The following is a 17,681-nucleotide window of genomic DNA, read 5'->3' on the forward strand; positions in this document are numbered from 1 at the left end:
TCGGGTGTTTGACTCCATATTCCGAGACTGATAAAGAGAAAAATACTCGTCTTTATGCTTCTTGGAGTCAAATTAATAAAAGAAAAAATACACATAATTAAAAAAAGTGAGACTCATCATTGCGCCAACTAACATTATTTTTAGTGATTTTATATCAAAAAAATGATTGAGCAACGTTGTACATATAATCCAAGCAAGCAACATAAAAATGTACGGATTAAGTAATAAACTAACAGAACAACTTTTCCAACCATTTTGGTAATAAGAAAGAGAAGAAACAGAATTTGAAATTCTATTTAATTTTATTCGAATTGGTGTGTTTTTTGGCAATTCCTGATCGGGATGTTTGGCAATTCGATACCGTTCCCCATTCGTAAACTCCATAATGATTTTATCGTCAAAGGCTTTTTTCTGACCACCCGTCACAGCCATAAAATCATAAATGGAATCCAAATAGGCAACTGGTTTTTCTTTACTGGGAAGAATGACATCAATAAAAAGTAAAAAGAGTAGTAAGCAATTATAATGAATAATACGTTGTACTGTGATTCGATTCATTGGATGTTTATAAATGGAATCTAAAAATAGTTGAAATCAAACATTTCATAGCTATTTTAGGGATTTATTTATCCTCATTAACCATTTTTTTGCTTAAAAAAACCTATTTTAATCGAACTTGAGTTCTTATTGAGCAATATCCTAAATCATAACGGAATCAAGAAAAAAACAAGATCAACAATTGCGCTCCAATAATTCGTAAAATCATGGTTAAAGGATATACCGTGGCATACGTTGCTGAAGGCGTATCATTTCCTGCAATTTTTAAAGCAAAAGCCAATGCTGGTGGATCTGTAGAAGCGCCTGCCATCAAGCCCATGACTTCGAAAAAGTTTTTCTTGAATACTTTTTTAGCCAACCAACCCGTAATTAATAGCGGAATTAAGGTAATGACAAGTCCCATTCCAATCCAATAAAATCCGGTACTTCCCGTAAATGCAGTGGCCAATTGTGCACCACTACCTAATCCTACACTGGCCAAGAAAAAGGAAATCCCCAATTCCCGCAGCATCAAATTGGCACTGTGCGTGGTGTAATTGTTCAAATACATTTGATTTCCAAACCGACTCAATAAAAGGGCGACAAGTAAAGGTCCGCCCGCAAGACCAATTTTTACGGGAACAGGAATACTCGGAATTTGAAGCGGAATACTACCTACAATGAGTCCGAGTACGATACCAATAAAAATAGGAGCCAAGTCGGGCACTTCCAAACGTTTGACAGAATTTCCCAAAATTTTTGTCGCTTGTTCCAATCCCTCAGCAGTACCCACCACTTTTAGGGTATCGCCCAATTGTAAAATGATATTCCCATTGGGAACCAATTGTGTACCGGCACGATTCAAGCGTGTAAACGTAAAATCATGTTGGTGTAATTCCGCAATATCACCCAATCGATGGTGGGTAATCGCTTTATTAGTTACCACAAAATGTTGGCTGATTAAGTTGCTGTCAATTGCGGTTTTAAGATTCATCGAACTTTCAGCACCAATTAATAAATGCAATTGTTCAAATGTCGTTTTGGGAGCAACAATCAACAGTACATCGCCATTGGCCAAAACCGTTTTCGGAGTAGGAGTGATGATTTCTCCATGATGAAACATGCGGGAAACCACTATAGGAGTTTTGATTATCTCAAAAATTTGCGACAAGGTTTTACCGATCAATTGTTGGTTGTCCAACTGCAGGTGTTTGGAAATGACACGGTTTTCCCGTAATTGTTGCAACTTGTTTTGCAATTCAGTTTCTTTTTCAATGTTAACTTTGAAAAGTTTCTTTAGCACCAACATGGCTGCAATTATACCAAATACGCCAAAGGGATAGGCCACAGCATAGGCCAGTGTTACCGTTGAATTGTCGGCTGTGCCGCCATGGATATTGCTCAGCGTGGTTTGTGCTGCGGCTAATCCCGGCGTATTGGTAACTGCTCCACTCATCACGCCACTCATCTCACCAATAGAGTAGGTGGTGGTGAAATAAAACAATAGTGTAATGACCAAACCCAAACTCACCATTAGGGCCGCCAATACATTATTGGTCAATGCATTTCGATTCAAAGAGGCAAAGAAACCCGGTCCGACTTGTAGTCCTAAGGTGTAAACAAAAAGGACAAGTCCAAAGTCTTTCAAGAATTCCCGAATTTCATTTTCTACGACGATACCCGCAAAAGAAAACGCCAATCCGATGAATAATACCCATGTCACACCGAGCGAAATACCGAAGAATTTGACTTTGCCCAAACTAATGCCGATGGCGATAACCAAACCGAAAAGGATTAAGGTGTTGGCAAATGAAGGTTGGGTCAGTAAGGTGGTTATCCAGTCCATGGCTCGGTGTGTATAGGGTTATTTTTGGTTTAAACTTCAACTTGTGCCAACTGTGGTCCAGCGGCAACAAGGCGCGCACCTTCCGCAGTATCGGTGTATTGTGCAAAGTTTTTAATATACAATTCACTTAATTTTTTGGCTTTCTCTTCCCAAATCGCCACCTCAGCATAGGTCGCTCTCGGATCTAAAATAGCATCTTCAACCTGATTCAATTGGGTTGGAATCGTGAGGTTAAGATACGGAATTTTTGTAGTTGGTACCGTATCAATGCTTCCATCAATAATCGCATCGATGATGGCACGGGTGTTTTTCAAAGAAATGCGTTTGCCTGTTCCGTTCCAACCTGTATTTACTAAATAGGCTTTGGCACCGTGTTCTTTCATTTTCGCTACCAAGGTTTTAGAATACATGGTAGGATGTAAAGTTAAAAACGCTTCGCCAAAGGCTGGAGAGAAAGAAGGTTGTGGTTCGGTAATTCCACGTTCCGTTCCGGCCAATTTAGACGTATATCCACACAAGAAATGGTATTGGGCTTGGTCTTCATCTAAGATAGAAACAGGAGGCAATACGCCAAAGGCATCGGCACTGAGGTAAATGATTTTTTTAGCATGACCCGCTTTAGAAGGCAATACAATTTTGTTGATATGGTAAATGGGATAAGAAACCCTAGAGTTTTCAGTGATGCTATGGTCGTAATAATCCACTTCACCATATTCATTGACTACAACATTTTCCAATAAAGCATCCCGTTTAATAGCACGCCAAATGTCAGGTTCATTTTCTTCACTTAAATCAATTACTTTGGCATAACATCCGCCTTCATAATTAAACACGCCACGGTCGTCCCATCCGTGTTCATCATCCCCAATTAAATAGCGTTTTGGGTCGGCAGATAAAGTGGTTTTTCCCGTACCAGAAAGGCCAAAGAATATGGCCACATCACCGTCTTCACCGACATTGGCAGAACAGTGCATAGAAGCCATTCCTTTTAAGGGAAGGTAATAATTCATCATGGCAAACATGCCTTTTTTCATTTCACCACCGTACCAAGTACCGCCAATAATTTGCATTTTTTCAGTTAAATTGAAAAGAATAAAATTTTCTGAATTTAACCCCATTTCTTCCCAATTCGGGTTGGTTGTTTTTGAGCCATTTAATACAACAAAATCAGGTTCCCCAAAATGTTGCAATTCATGAAGTGTTGGGCGAATGAACATATTGGTGACAAAATGCGCTTGCCATGCAACTTCCATGACGAATCGAACTTTTAAACGGGTATCGGGATTGGTGCCACAAAAGGCGTCAACTACATATAATTTACGTGAAGTTGACAATTGTTTGAGGACCAATTTTTTCAATTCACTCCAAATGGGTTGGGTGGTTGGGAAATTCACTTTGCCGTCCCAACAAATAGTATCTTTAGTCACGTCGTCTTTGACAATATAACGGTCTTTAGGTGAACGACCGGTGAAGATGCCTGTTTTTACGGCAACCGCGCCACTTTCAGTAACCGCTCCTTTTTCATACCCACGGCAGTGGTGAGAAAGTTCGGCCTCATATAATTCTTGATAACTGGGATTATACACTACTTCATGGTAGCCGGTAATTCCCATTTCATGTAACTCTTGGATTAATTTGATATTTTTCATGGTCTTTAATTTTTAAGCGAGAGCTGCGTTAATTCGTTGAACAATTTTACTACTTCAAAGTTCGATACACCCCACGCCAAAAAGCCTGATATTTATCATAATTTCCAAAAATCTACGAAAACGATTTCTTTGTAAGTGCTTGGTTTATAAAGGGTAGCAGTGAAGTGTAGCTTCGTTTTTAGGGAGTAGAATAGCCGCTTTGGAGTAATTGCTTCACACTCAATAGTCCACCTTTTGACGTAATCCTAATTTTTAATTCCCACCATCAAATAAAACATAATTCATAACTCCTAATTTCTATCAAACATTATTTCCCAATCTTGAACACTAACCCAAAAAACATTTGTAATTTTGTGCCACGATCAATAAAATACACAACAAAATAAGAACGATATGAGTCAGTTTGATGTTACCGTGATTGGATCAGGCCCCGGAGGATATGTGGCAGCGATCCGTTGCGCCCAATTAGGTTTTAAAACCGCCATTATTGAAAAATACAGCACATTAGGAGGAACTTGTTTGAATGTAGGATGTATTCCATCCAAAGCATTATTGGCTTCTTCGCACCATTATGAAGAATTACAACACTTTGCCGACCACGGTATTGAAGTAAGTGGAAAAGTAAAAGTGAACCTCGCCAAAATGATTGAACGCAAACAACAAGTGGTGGATCAAACCTGTGGCGGAATTAAGTTCTTAATGGATAAAAATAAAATTACCGTTTTTGAAGGTGTAGGTTCGTTTGTGGATGCTACGCATATTAATGTGGCAAAGAATGACGGTACGAGCGAAGTGTTAGAGTCAAAATATACGATTATTGCAACGGGTTCTAAACCTTCTTCATTGCCTTTTATTGCAGTAGATAAAGAACGAATCATTACTTCTACAGAAGCTTTAAAAATGACTGAAGTTCCCAAGCATTTGGTAATTATCGGTGGTGGTGTAATCGGAATTGAATTAGGACAAGTATACTTGCGTTTAGGAGCACAAGTTTCTGTTGTAGAATACTTAGACCGTATCATACCGGGAATGGATGCCGGTTTATCTAAGGAGTTAACCAAAGTCTTGAAAAAACAAGGGATGAAGTTTTATACTTCCCATAAAGTAAAAGAAGTGACGCGCAAAGGCAAAGCCGTTACAGTAAAAGCTGATGATGCCAAAGGCAACGAATTGGTGTTGGAAGGCGATTACTGTTTGGTGGCTGTTGGTCGTCGTCCGTATACCGACGGATTGAATGCAGAAGCAGCTGGCGTAAAAATTACTGAACGTGGTCAAGTGGAAGTGAATGATCATTTGCAAACTACCGCTGCCAATATTTATGCGATTGGTGATGTAGTACGTGGTGCGATGTTGGCTCACAAAGCGGAAGAAGAAGGCGTAATGGTAGCTGAATATTTGGCAGGACAACGTCCGCATATTGATTATAATTTGATTCCAGGAGTTGTTTATACTTGGCCAGAAGTGGCGGGTGTAGGGAAAACGGAAGAACAATTGAAGGAAGCAGGAATAGCTTATAAAGCAGGAAGTTTCCCGTTCAAAGCCTTGGGTAGAGCGCGCGCAAGTGCCGATCTTGATGGTTTTGTAAAAGTATTGGCCGATGCGAAAACGGATGAAATTTTAGGAATGCATATGATTGGTGCCCGTTGTGCCGACCTAATCGCGGAAGCGGTAGTAGCTATGGAATTCCGTGCTTCAGCTGAAGATCTAGCACGTATGTCACATGCACACCCAACATTTGCGGAAGCAATAAAAGAAGCGGCATTAGCAGCAACCGATAATCGTGCGTTACATGTCTAGAACTTAGAATTTAGAATTCATAATTCATAATTTAATTAAGTCCTGCTAGGTTTCTAGTGGGATTTTTTATTTTAAAAAAAGCTAAAATGGACACGATCAAATCACTCCCGTGCAAATCCCATCCACCATTTCTTTTGTAATGGGTTTATTCAAATATTTTTTGACGATGGGAAAAGACTGGGCACGTTCTAAATCTTCGTCGTTTAATGAGGAGGTCATGATGTATAACCGTAATTTGTCATCAAAGGCGTTGGGGATGTTTTGAATTTGTTCCAAAAAGCCAAAACCGTTTAAAACGGGCATATTGAGATCCAATAGAATCACTATATTTTTATCAATATGTTCGATCATCCCAGAAATGATGTCCAAAGCGATGGTTGCATCGTTATATAAAGTTACCGAAGAAGTGCAATTGCCTAGTTCCAAGTACATTTTTCCTAATTTTAGGAAAATATCGTCATCGTCAATAATAATAAAATTCGTTTTTTTCATGGGGTCTATGTTTTTTGGTTTGGGATTGTCAATGAGAATGTTGTTCCAACTCCTTTTTCAGAAGTTACGGAAATCGTACCTTTTAAGAAATGAATCATTTCTCGAATAACATATAATCCGATGCCACTTCCTTGGGATTTGGAAGATGCTCGGAAAAACAGCTTGAAAATATCTTCCAAGTTTTTTTGATCAATTCCTTCCCCGTTATCAGATACCGATAAGTGGCATTCTTGTTCACTAATTTGTATACGAATGGCCACATACGAGTCAGGTTTTGCTTTGGAATATTTTAAGGCGTTGGAAATAAGATTGTTTAAAATAGTTCGTATGCGAAAGGCATCCGAATTGAAGGGTGATGTCGAATCAATGTCCAATTCTAAGGGAACGTTAACGCCATAAATAATTTGGTAATTGGTATAAATTTCTTGAATTAATGCGGACAAATCCAAAGCAGTAACTTTCAACTCCACTTTTTCATTTTTCGATAATTCGTTCAAATGGACAATGGTTCGGTCTAATTTTTTGAGCGTTTGTAATACATCAGGAACCTGACTGTACATTAGCGGTTCGGGTAATTGCAGAAGGCCAATGCTGGCTAAAAGTGGCGCTCTAAAATCATGGGTGATTGCATAAATAATGGAATCCAATCGCTGATTGATTTTTTTTAACGATTTGTTTTTATGACTCAAATCGGAAATCATTTTTGTACTGTCTTCTAAGGTTAAATTATTTTGATTCATCATCAAAAAAGTATCTACCGCTGAATCGTGTAAAGCAAAATCGGTAATCACCAAATTGTATTCTAGTATATTTTCCATCGACATCAACCACGGTGATCCACAAAACCAAATTTCATTATCCTGATCATTTATAAGTAAAAATTGTCCTTTTAAACGTATTTTATGTGGGTTGTCCCGTAGTTCTAAGACGAAGACTTGATTACTAAATTCAACAATAGAATCGAAAGTGTATGTGATTTCGAAATTAGGGCGGATGAACTGAAAATGATCTTTAAAATTGCCATATAGCTTTCTCAATTTGGACATACTAACTCCATATTCAATGATATCGAGCGATCGGTCGAGTCGTATAAAAAACGGAAATAATTGGCGTAGGGTTTGCATGGGGCAGGGAGGTGTTAGGTTCTAACTTCAAACAAAATTTTATGATATTCGCCTTCATTTCCTTTTTCCATAAGTTGTATACTACAATCCGATTGAAAAAAAGTTTTTAGTCCGTCCAAAATCCCAGTCACAAAACACTCAAGTCCGGGACGTTTGGAATAATAATGCAAATGAATACGTGTAGGAGAAATTACCTTTACCTTGAATTCAGGGGGAATAATATTTGGGTAATACAACATGACCCGACTGTGAAAATTAGGCAATTGGATGAGGAAATCGGTCAAATTTGTACCCACAGATCGCAAAAGCGCATTGTATTTTTCATTGGCAATGGTGAGCACCCAATACCTTCCAAATTCAAAAAGTAAATCATCCAAGTTGATTTGTAAAATTTTGGAAGCATTGATTGCCAAGTTGTAGGTCAGACTATCGGAATAATTTTGGTTGTTGTAAAATGTCGTATCCTGACAATTGGAAGCAACACATATTTCGTCCCAAGCTTCTTTACCGAACTTCTCTATAATTAATCCTTCGATGGCTTGATTGACGACTCCGTGCATATATTTGGTTTTTTTCTTTTTTAAAGATAATAAAAAAAAACTTACAAAAAACGAAGTGATATAGTAATGCTGTTAAATATTGAAAGATGTTTTATTTAAAACACTCATTATACGTATGATTGAGAGTTTAAAAAAAGACATAAAAATAATTTATAAAAACATTAACCTTTTTGTATAAATTCAAATGTATAGCCAATTCAATGCAATTATAATTTTTTCAACTCACGCTCTGGTCGGTTGTTCCATTGGTTTTCCAACTGTTGAAGCAAAATCAAATACTGAGAACCCTGTTCTGCATTGTCAGTGACAACTTTACTCCATTCCTTGAATTTGTCTTCTTTTTTTTGAAGGTAAAAGAAATAGGCCATGCTCGAACCGATTTCACTTTTCAACGATTTATCTGTGGTTTTTTCTAAACATTGTTGGTAAGATTTCTCTGCCATTGAAGTCATTCCTGAATTTAAAAAAGCAAAGGCCAATTCTTTGTAAAACAACGGTTCGTTGGGATTATTCTCCATCGCCTTTGGCAATAAGGTTATGGTAAGGTCATAGCGGCGTTGCCCGTTATAACAATAGGCTAATTGCAATTCCAAGTTGGGGTAATGGGGTTGTTGACTGTACAATCGCTCTAAAAAGACTTGAGCCCGTTCAAATTCCCTGTCATCGTTGAGGTATTTCCCGCTGAGGTACTCTTGCTGTTCGGTAGTAAATTGGTAATACGCAGCTCCATCAGGACGACTCGGAATTTTAAGTAAGGCACAATGTTCACTAGATAATGCGGCTAATTTGAAATTATAGGCTCTGCCTAAACGCAATCGGAACAACTCGTTTTTATCAATCCCATCTGCAATTAATTCGTTTTGTGGGCCAAAATGAAAACTGAGTTGGTATTGCACAAATACGCCTTCTTTCGCATCCAAATAAACATAACCGGCAATAATACTTCCTTGATTTTTAAGGGAAGGAAAAGCAACCCAACGGTTGATGACATCGCCATAATGTTTGTCAAAAACAAGCGGTTCGGTTGTTTGCGCAGTTAAACATTGAAAAAGCGACAATAAGAAAAAGAGTATTCTATGCTTCATGCTTATAATTTGAACAATTCGCGATAATGAGTGCGTTGTTGAAATAGTAGAAATAAGTTAGCACCCAAAACAAAAAATGCAATCGCTAAATTTTGCCGATCCAAACACAAGTGAATTAAAAAAATATTAATGGAGATCGGGAAAAGTATAATTGGAATTAAACGCGGAAGTTTGTTGGTAACCAAAGCCAATCCACAAATCAATTCGATACTTTTTACTAAAGGAAAGAGATAACCCGTAGCTGCAAAACCGGCATTCATCGTAGCCATGGCACCCACAGGAGGCTCGGCCTTTATCAAATCAAAAAAATAGGCAATCGAGGCAAAGAGCATGAGTCCGCCAAGTAAGATACGAATAACAATTCCAGTAATTTTCATAGGGCTTTGGTTTTATTATAATCAAAAATACAAAAAAAAACCACCGGAAACTTCCGATGGTTTGAGGATTATTTTTTAGCGAACCTCTTGTATCCATAATATCCGATCCCGCCCAAGAGACCGACCGGCCAAAACAACAACAAAAACGAAAGAGTACTTTCCAAGGCAAACCATCCGGTTTTTACATTCTGCCAAGCCCGAAATCCGAAGGAAGGTCGGAGTCGCTCACTGATTTCCATCCGGGCCAAACGTTCTTGTTTAATCGCATTATTTTGATACAATTTCAACGCCAGTGTTGCATAACTTGATTTGTCATTAAGTTGTAGATTTTCAATGAATTTAGCGTCTTTTTCTGAAGCTTTTACTTCACGTGCTTTTTCTGCTTCTACCACTTGGTTTAATTTGGCAGATCGTTGGTCAATTCCTTTTTGTAAACGGGTCGAACTTTCTTTTTTGCGCTGTTGTTCGAGTTCGTTGGCTAAAAATTGAGCCGTCACATTTTCAGCATCAATGGTTCGGTAGTCGACATATTCAACTTCTTTTGAAATCGACTGCAATACAGTGTTCAATTGCGCATTGGGAACTCTCAAAATCATTTCATTTTCCGTATGGTATTGTTGGGTAACCAATACGCTGTCCTGACTTATTACCGTTTCTTTTCGATCGTCTACAACCGATTCCATTTTGGTGTGCGTAATCATTCCGCCCGCCGAACTTACTGCATTTTCAATACGTTGAGTAGATTGAACAACGTCTTTTACACGAACGCGAACGTCGCCTGTTCGGACAAATTTTTGCGTACTGTTTTTGGGTTCGACCGCCGCTGCTGTGGTCAACGTGTTGGAAGAAACAGAATCTGTTACCATTGTGGTTTCCGATTCTTGCTGTTGTTTAACTGCATTTTCATGCTGTTTGCAACTTAGGGTTGTCAACCAAATGAACAACCCAACCAAGGGAATGGTTCTTTTTTTCATACATTGAAATGTTTAAAGTGATATAATAAGTGATTAAGAATACTTATTTGTAAATGAGTAGTTTTTTATTTCAATACGTATGAAAAAATTAAAGGTTTAAATGGAATAAATAACTTGCTTCTAAAAACCGTGCCAAAATCGAAACCCCACTTTTATACCCCAAAAAAAGAATGTATTTTTGACCCTATGCGAACAGAACTAAAACGAGTCCTTGAAAATCCCAATCACAACAAAAAGCAATTGTTAAAATGGGCGCAATCGTTTCGTGAAGTTGTATTTTTAGATTCGAACCAATACCATCAAAACCACAGTTCATTCGATTGGCTTTTAGCGGTTGATGCTTTTACGTCGTTAAAAACCGATTACTATCAAGCGTTTGAGGATTTGCACCAGTACCAATCCCAGACCAAAGATTGGTTGGTGGGTTATTTGTCCTATGATTTAAAGAATGCCACTGAAAAGTTGGTTTCCGAAAATGGGGACGGACTTGCATTTCCTGATTTGTTTTTTTTTCAACCCAAAAAAATATTCTATTGCAAGGATAATGTGCTGACAGTTGCTTATTTGTATTGCTGTGATGACGAGATGGAATCCGATTGGGCTGAAATTTTACAAATACATCCAACAGAATACAATTCGAAACCTGCGTTAACCATTCAACAACGCATTTCGGAAAAGGAATATGCCGAGCGTTTTGAAAAAATGTTGGCACACATCCAGCGCGGTGACATTTATGAAGCCAATTTTTGTATGGAATTTTTTGCTGAAAATGCTAAAATTCAACCACTTTCTGTCTTTCAACAATTGAATGCGATTTCTGAACCGCCATTTGCTACGTTTTTTAAAAACAATTATCATTATTTGCTATCGGCTTCACCAGAACGGTATTTGCGAAAGGAGGGAAGTACCGTCTTTTCTCAACCCATTAAAGGCACGGCTAAGCGAAGTGAGAAACCGGAGGAAGATGAACGGTTGAAAATCGAATTAGCGCGCAATGAAAAAGAGCGTTCGGAAAATATTATGATCGTCGATTTGGTTCGAAATGACCTATCGCGAACGGCATCAATCAATTCGGTTCAGGTGGAAGAATTGTGTCAGGTGTATTCTTTTAAACAAGTGCACCAAATGATTTCTACCATCACTGCTGAAGTTTCAGAGGCTATACCGCCTGTGGAATTACTTCGTACAACCTTTCCGATGGGCAGTATGACCGGCGCACCCAAGATTTCGGCCATGCAAATTATAGAAGAATTGGAAGTGACACGAAGAGGTTTGTACAGTGGTGCCGTGGGTTATTTTTCCCCTCAAGGCGATTTTGATTTTAATGTGGTCATTCGAAGCATACTTTATAACGCCCAAAATCACTACCTTTCCTTTTCTGTAGGCAGTGCTGTAACTGCCAAAGCGAAAGCAACCGATGAATATGCCGAATGTCTATTAAAGGCAAAAGCCATGCGCCAGGTGTTGGGAGACAAATAATTCCGTATATTTGAAAATGATCAACGCTTTTCAGAATCATATCAGCCAACAACTTCCGTTTTTACAAACGAAAAAACTAATTGTCGCCGTAAGTGGCGGAATTGACAGTATGGTATTGTTGGAATTGTGCCAGCAATTGGATTGGTCCATCGCAGTGGCGCATTGTAATTTTAGTCTTCGTGGCTTAGAAAGTGATGAAGACGAAATTTTTGTTCGAGATTATTGTCAAGAACGTAAGATTCCTTTTTTCTTAAATCGGTTTAATACCGCTGAATTTGCGGAACAAATTGGCATGTCCATTCAAATGACTGCCCGTCAATTGCGATACGATTGGTTTGAAACCTTACGCGTTCGGGAAGGCTATGATTACATACTCACTGCGCATCAAGCGGATGATGTTGCGGAAACGTTTTTGATTAATTTGACCCGCGGAACGGGTTGGGACGGACTCACCGGAATTCCCCAACAAAATGGAGTAGTGGTTCGTCCGTTATTGCCTTTTTCCCGAAAAGAAATCGAAAATTATGCGGCCGAGTATTTGATCTCTTGGCGCGAAGATTCGAGCAATGCGGAAAATTATTACCAACGCAATGCTTTGCGACATGAGGTGTTGCCGGTGTTGAAAGACATGAATCCGTTATTTTTAGCTAATTTTCAAAAAACGTTACTGTATCTTCAAGAAACTAAAAATTTAGCGGATTGGGCTGTGGCTCAATTTTTAGAGAAAGCCTTGCGCCAACATGGTAATGAATTTCATTTGGATTTATACCAATTGAATGCCATGCCGGCACCGCGCGCTATTTTGTATTATTGGTTGAAAAGCTACGGATTTACCGCTTGGGACGATATCTATCATTTGCCTGAAGCCGAATCGGGAAAACAGATTTTTGCTCCTGACTTTGTCTTGCTTAAAAACCGTACACATTTGATTTTATATGCCCGACATGAAGTTCGACAAGAAGTATTTACCATCGAGAAAACGAATCTAAGCGTTAATTTTCCCATAAAATTGGAGTTTTGTAGCACAAGTGACATTTCTTCTGACGATGCAAATACTATCTTTGTAGACGCTGACTTGTTGGATTATCCATTAACGTTACGAACCTGGCAAGAAGGCGATCAGTTTCATCCCTTTGGTATGAACGGTTCAAAAAAACTGAGCAAGTATTTTAAGGATGAAAAATATAGCTTAACCGCCAAAGAACGCCAATGGCTGTTATGCTCTGGAAATAAAATTGTATGGGTGATTGGCAAACGTGCCGATGACCGATTTAAAATAACAAACAACACAAAGACTAAACTCAAAATTACCTTTTCAGAATGAGAACTTATTGCCTCGCAATTCTAACTTTATTACTTTCAATTACCACTTTTGGACAAATTAAGAATCCGGTAAAGTGGACTTCCAAAACAGAGAAATTATCAGAAACGGAATTCAATTTAATAGTCACTGGAACTATCGAAGAAGGATGGCACGTCTATTCCCAATTCACTCCCGATGGCGGTTCCTTGCCTATGGTACTGACGTTTAAAGACCAAAAAGGAAATTTTGAATTACTTGGCAAAGCCAAAGAAAGTCCGTACAAAAAAGTCTACAGTGATATTTTTGGAGTCGACGAATACCTGTTCGAGCACAAGGTGGTTGTCACCCAAAAAGTAAAAATTACCAACCCTAAGCTGAAATCCATCTCCATGAATTTGGATTTTCAGGTGTGTAAAGAGCAGTGTATTAATGACAATAAAGTTTTTACATTCACATTACCAGAGTTAAATACGACTACCGTTGTAGAAACGGCTTCAACTCCAGATACTACAACTACTGCAATAGATACCACAAAAACATCCACACAAGAAATTGTCAAGGAAGTGGTTGCAGAAGTACAACAAACTAAAGATAAAGAAGAGGATAAAAGCATTTGGTCCATTTTCTTTTTGTCATTTCTCGGAGGTTTAGCCGCATTGTTTACGCCTTGTGTGTTCCCCATGGTGCCCATGACCGTAAGTTTCTTTACGAAACAAAGTAAGACGCCAGCCCAAGGGAAACGCAATGCCATATTTTACGGCGCCTCTATTATTATCATTTACATTCTTTTAGGTTCGATAGTAACGGCTATTTTTGGTGCTGATGCCTTAAATTCATTGTCAACCAATGTTTGGTTTAATCTAATCTTTTTTGCCTTGTTGGTATTCTTCGCAGCATCCTTTTTGGGAGCTTTCGAAATTGTATTACCCAATTCGTGGGCTAATAAAGTAGACCGTCAAGCCGATCGAGGTGGATTTGTAGGTATTCTATTTATGGCCTTAGCCTTAGCTATTGTTTCGTTTTCGTGTACGGGTCCGATTGTAGGGAACTTACTCGTTATCTCAGCCTCAAAAGGCGGATTTGCACCCTTAATCGGGATGTTCGGATTCTCATTAGCCTTGGCTTTACCATTCATGTTATTCGCCTTATTCCCGAGTTGGATGAATACCTTACCAAAATCAGGTGGATGGTTAAATACCGTAAAAGTGTCACTCGGATTCTTAGAATTGGCTTTGGCGTTTAAATTCTTATCCAATGCCGACTTAGTATTGCAAAAACATTATTTCGAACGTGAATTATTCTTAGCAGTTTGGATTATCATCTTTGGTGCTTGGGCCGTGTATTTGTTTGGAAAACTTACTTTACCACACGATAGTCCGGTGACTCATTTGTCGGTGGGACGCCTTTTCATGGCCTTATTTGTTTCTATATTTACGTTATATTTAATTCCAGGTTTATGGGGTGCGCCGTTGAAATTAATCTCTGGATTTCCACCGCCTATGCATTATAGTGAGAGTCCGAATGGATTATCAGGAGGAGGTCATGCCGCAACAACTGCGAGTTTGCCCGAAGGAGCACATGTAGGCCCACACGGAATCATTGCCTTTGATGATTATGAAAAAGGCTTGGCGTATGCAAAAACGGTCAATAAACCGGTTTTTGTTGACTTTACAGGTGATGCTTGTGTGAATTGCCGTAAAATGGAAGAAAATGTGTGGCCTTCTAATGCCATTTTGCCTACATTAAAAGAAAAGGTTGTCTTGATTTCATTAGTATGTGATCGTAAAATTGAATTGCCGAAATCGGAACAGTATGTGTCAAAAGCAACAGGAAAAGAAATTGTGACCATCGGAAATAAATGGAGTGATTTTCAAATTACCCGCTATCAAAACAATGCCCAACCGTTGTATGTGTTGCAAACTCCAGACGGAAAGGATTTGAGTAAACCGATTGGATACACACCAGATGTAAAAGAGTATAAGGAATGGTTAGAGTCCGGACTTAAAAACTTCAAATAAAATAAAAATCCCAAGCACATTACTTGGGATTTTTTTTAATCGTTTGCTTCCAATTCAAAGATTTCCTCCACTGGTTTTTCAAAATAGCGACTTAACTTTAAGGCTAATACGGTAGAAGGAACATACTTTCCTTTTTCCATGGCATTGATGGTTTGGCGACTGACTTCTATTTGCTTTGCCAATTCCTCTTGTGAGATGTTTTTAATCGCACGCAATATTTTCAAATTATTCTTCATCGTCGCCCGCTTTTGAAAGTTTGTAAATGCGGTAATGGAATCGCAAGATAAAAAAGAAAAGTAAGGTAAAAAGGTTGTGAATTAAGACATTCATGTAGGCAATTCCAAAGATGAAAAGTGTCGTAAATAAAATAATGCCATAATTGAGATAGGTAGCCCATACCAAACTCTCATACCGAATATTGGAAATCATCTCATCTTCATTTTTCATTTTTGAAAAACCGACCAAGATACCGCCACCAATAACCATAATCGTAAGTAATTCATCCGCAATGGCATTCGTTATGATTTGAAACCAACCGGATTTTCCTAAAATTTCATCACTGTAAAGGGCAATAACTTTTATTGGTAAGTAATTATCAATACTTACGTTGAAGAATGAACCCATTATTACTAATAAAATACCGGGAAGGAATAATATCCAACCTACCTTTTTCCACGAATGGGGAAATAAAAATTGTGTTTTCATATATAAAAGTGATTAAAAAAGAATATTTCAAATGTAAAGTATATTTTACATATAGACAAATAAAATTTACATTTAGTAAAAAATAATTGACTTTTTTACTATTGAATATTCTTTTTAAAACTCCGAATTGCTCATCCTTTTAAAAAAATAATTACCTTCGTAACATAGTAGTTATAAGCCTTTAATACGTATAAGCCATGTTAGTAAAAGTTTTTGGAAGCGCCGTCTATGGCGTGGAAGCCACTACGATTACCGTAGAAGTCAATGTCGACAAAGGAGTCGGTTACCATCTCGTCGGATTGCCCGACAATGCCATCAAAGAAAGTAGTTACCGCATTGCTGCCGCCCTAAAAAATAACGGCTATGAATTGCCCGTTAAAAAAATTACCATCAATATGGCACCCGCCGATTTACGGAAAGAAGGTTCGGCCTACGATCTAACTCTAGCCTTAGGAATTTTAGTCGCCAGTGGTCAATTGCCCGCCGATGAATTGGATCGCTACATCATTATGGGCGAATTGTCCTTAGACGGAAGTCTCCAACCCATTCGCGGTGCATTACCCATTGCCATCAAAGCCCGTGAAGAGGGATTTAAGGGGATTATGCTTCCGCTACAAAATGCGCAAGAAGCAGCCATTGTTGATGATTTAGCAGTTTATGGTATTGAAAATGTAATGCAAGTCATCGACTTCTTTTCAGGAAATTTAGAATTGCAACCTACAGTTGTCAATACCCGCGACGAATTTTTTAAATCCCAAGACTTTCCCGAATTTGATTTTGCCGATGTGAAAGGGCAGGAGTCCATCAAGCGGTGCATGGAAATTGCAGCTGCTGGCGGACATAATATCATTCTCATCGGGCCACCGGGTGCTGGAAAAACCATGTTGGCCAAACGATTGCCGAGTATCTTGCCACCCATGACCTTGCGCGAAGCCTTGGAAACCACCAAGATTCACAGTGTGGCAGGGAAGGTGAAGGAGGTCGGACTCATCAGTCAGCGGCCGTTTCGGAATCCGCATCATACTGCCTCCAGTGTTTCTCTTGTGGGAGGTGGAAGTTATCCCCAACCGGGAGAAATTTCGTTGGCACATAATGGCGTATTGTTTTTGGATGAACTGCCCGAATTTAAACGGGAAGTATTGGAAGTCATGCGCCAACCTCTGGAGGATAGGGAAGTCACCATATCACGAGCTAAATTCACCATTACCTATCCGTCATCTTTCATGTTGGTTGCCAGCATGAATCCGAGTCCGGGCGGCTATTTCAACGATCCCGATGCACCCGTAACCACCTCACCCGCGGAAATGCAACGGTACCTGAGTAAGATTTCCGGTCCTCTGTTGGATCGAATAGACATTCATATTGAAGTCACACCTGTACCTTTTGACAAATTAGCCGACCGGCAACGTTCAGAAGGCAGTTCGATCATTCGCGAACGCGTCATTGCGGCGCGAGAAATTCAAACCCAACGCTTTTCGGAATTGAATCATATTCATTACAATGCCCAAATGAATACACAATTGATTCGAACCTATTGTGAATTGGATGCAACCTCACTAACTTTGTTGAAAAGCGCCATGGAACGATTGAATTTGTCGGCCCGAGCGTATGATCGAATATTAAAAGTAGCCCGAACCATTGCCGATTTAGAAGCGGCGCCCACAGTACAGTCGGCACATATCGCCGAAGCGATTCAATACCGTAGTTTGGACCGTGACGGATGGTTAGGATAAAT

General features: G+C 38.9%; 16 protein-coding genes. 5 read left to right on the plus strand and 11 right to left on the minus strand.

Going from position 1 to position 17,681, the window contains the following annotated elements; translation table 11 throughout:
* Positions 1-72 precede the first annotated feature (72 nt).
* The 3 genes from EQG61_RS06200 to pckA form a co-directional block, all read right to left on the minus strand.
* A complete protein-coding gene (locus EQG61_RS06200) occupies positions 73-558 on the minus strand; it encodes a hypothetical protein (protein WP_129461051.1) in 486 nt (161 codons plus the stop codon).
* 157 nt (positions 559-715) lie between these two features.
* Positions 716-2,383, minus strand: a complete 1,668-nt coding sequence (locus EQG61_RS06205) for a putative transporter (protein ID WP_129461052.1) — start codon at positions 2,381-2,383, stop codon at positions 716-718.
* A 29-nt stretch (positions 2,384-2,412) separates the two neighbouring features.
* Positions 2,413-4,032, minus strand: a complete 1,620-nt coding sequence (gene pckA, locus EQG61_RS06210) for a phosphoenolpyruvate carboxykinase (ATP) (protein WP_129461053.1) — start codon at positions 4,030-4,032, stop codon at positions 2,413-2,415.
* A gap of 393 nt (positions 4,033-4,425) precedes the next feature.
* On the opposite strand from pckA, the gene lpdA reads away from it, so the two are divergent.
* On the plus strand, positions 4,426-5,829 hold the full coding sequence (lpdA, locus tag EQG61_RS06215; protein ID WP_129461054.1) for a dihydrolipoyl dehydrogenase: 1,404 nt from the start codon (positions 4,426-4,428) through the stop codon (positions 5,827-5,829).
* Positions 5,830-5,925: 96 nt separating this feature from the next.
* On the opposite strand, the gene EQG61_RS06220 is transcribed toward lpdA, so the two are convergent.
* From EQG61_RS06220 to EQG61_RS06245, 6 genes are all read right to left on the minus strand, one after another.
* Positions 5,926-6,321: a response regulator gene (locus EQG61_RS06220; RefSeq protein ID WP_129461055.1), complete on the minus strand. Its 396-nt coding sequence runs from the start codon at positions 6,319-6,321 to the stop codon at positions 5,926-5,928.
* Positions 6,322-6,326: 5 nt separating this feature from the next.
* Positions 6,327-7,445, minus strand: a complete 1,119-nt coding sequence (locus tag EQG61_RS06225; RefSeq protein ID WP_129461056.1) for a sensor histidine kinase — start codon at positions 7,443-7,445, stop codon at positions 6,327-6,329.
* A gap of 14 nt (positions 7,446-7,459) precedes the next feature.
* On the minus strand, positions 7,460-8,005 hold the full coding sequence (locus EQG61_RS06230; protein ID WP_129461057.1) for a heme NO-binding domain-containing protein: 546 nt from the start codon (positions 8,003-8,005) through the stop codon (positions 7,460-7,462).
* A gap of 206 nt (positions 8,006-8,211) precedes the next feature.
* A complete protein-coding gene (locus EQG61_RS06235; protein ID WP_129461058.1) occupies positions 8,212-9,090 on the minus strand; it encodes a tetratricopeptide repeat protein in 879 nt (292 codons plus the stop codon).
* A 2-nt stretch (positions 9,091-9,092) separates the two neighbouring features.
* Positions 9,093-9,467, minus strand: coding sequence for a DoxX family membrane protein (locus EQG61_RS06240; protein ID WP_129461059.1), 375 nt, complete (start codon positions 9,465-9,467; stop codon positions 9,093-9,095).
* 68 nt (positions 9,468-9,535) lie between these two features.
* A complete protein-coding gene (locus EQG61_RS06245) occupies positions 9,536-10,441 on the minus strand; it encodes a DUF4349 domain-containing protein (RefSeq protein WP_129461060.1) in 906 nt (301 codons plus the stop codon).
* A 186-nt stretch (positions 10,442-10,627) separates the two neighbouring features.
* On the opposite strand from EQG61_RS06245, the gene pabB reads away from it, so the two are divergent.
* The 3 genes from pabB to EQG61_RS06260 are packed head-to-tail and all read left to right on the plus strand — an operon-like array spanning position 10,628 to position 15,241.
* Entirely contained in the window at positions 10,628-11,920 is a 1,293-nt protein-coding gene (gene pabB / locus EQG61_RS06250; RefSeq protein ID WP_129461061.1) for an aminodeoxychorismate synthase component I, read from the plus strand.
* Between the two features lie 16 nt (positions 11,921-11,936).
* Entirely contained in the window at positions 11,937-13,244 is a 1,308-nt protein-coding gene (gene tilS, locus EQG61_RS06255) for a tRNA lysidine(34) synthetase TilS (protein WP_129461316.1), read from the plus strand.
* A complete protein-coding gene (locus EQG61_RS06260; protein ID WP_129461062.1) occupies positions 13,241-15,241 on the plus strand; it encodes a protein-disulfide reductase DsbD family protein in 2,001 nt (666 codons plus the stop codon). Before tilS ends, EQG61_RS06260 begins: the two co-directional genes overlap by 4 nt.
* 35 nt (positions 15,242-15,276) lie before the next feature.
* Here EQG61_RS06260 and EQG61_RS06265 read toward each other — a convergent pair whose 3' ends face one another.
* Both EQG61_RS06265 and EQG61_RS06270 read right to left on the minus strand, forming a co-directional pair.
* The gene (locus tag EQG61_RS06265; protein WP_129461063.1) at positions 15,277-15,477 is read right to left on the minus strand and encodes a helix-turn-helix transcriptional regulator; all 201 of its coding nucleotides are present in this window, start codon (positions 15,475-15,477) and stop codon (positions 15,277-15,279) included.
* A complete protein-coding gene (locus EQG61_RS06270; RefSeq protein ID WP_129461064.1) occupies positions 15,467-15,946 on the minus strand; it encodes a hypothetical protein in 480 nt (159 codons plus the stop codon). Before EQG61_RS06270 ends, EQG61_RS06265 begins: the two co-directional genes overlap by 11 nt.
* Positions 15,947-16,143: 197 nt before the next feature.
* Between EQG61_RS06270 and EQG61_RS06275 the strand changes: the two genes are divergently transcribed.
* A complete protein-coding gene (locus EQG61_RS06275; protein WP_129461065.1) occupies positions 16,144-17,679 on the plus strand; it encodes a YifB family Mg chelatase-like AAA ATPase in 1,536 nt (511 codons plus the stop codon).
* Positions 17,680-17,681 lie beyond the last annotated feature (2 nt).

Origin of the sequence: Flavobacterium stagni, from assembly GCF_004122105.1 — a bacterium.
Classification (GTDB): Bacteria; Bacteroidota; Bacteroidia; order Flavobacteriales; family Flavobacteriaceae; genus Flavobacterium; species Flavobacterium stagni.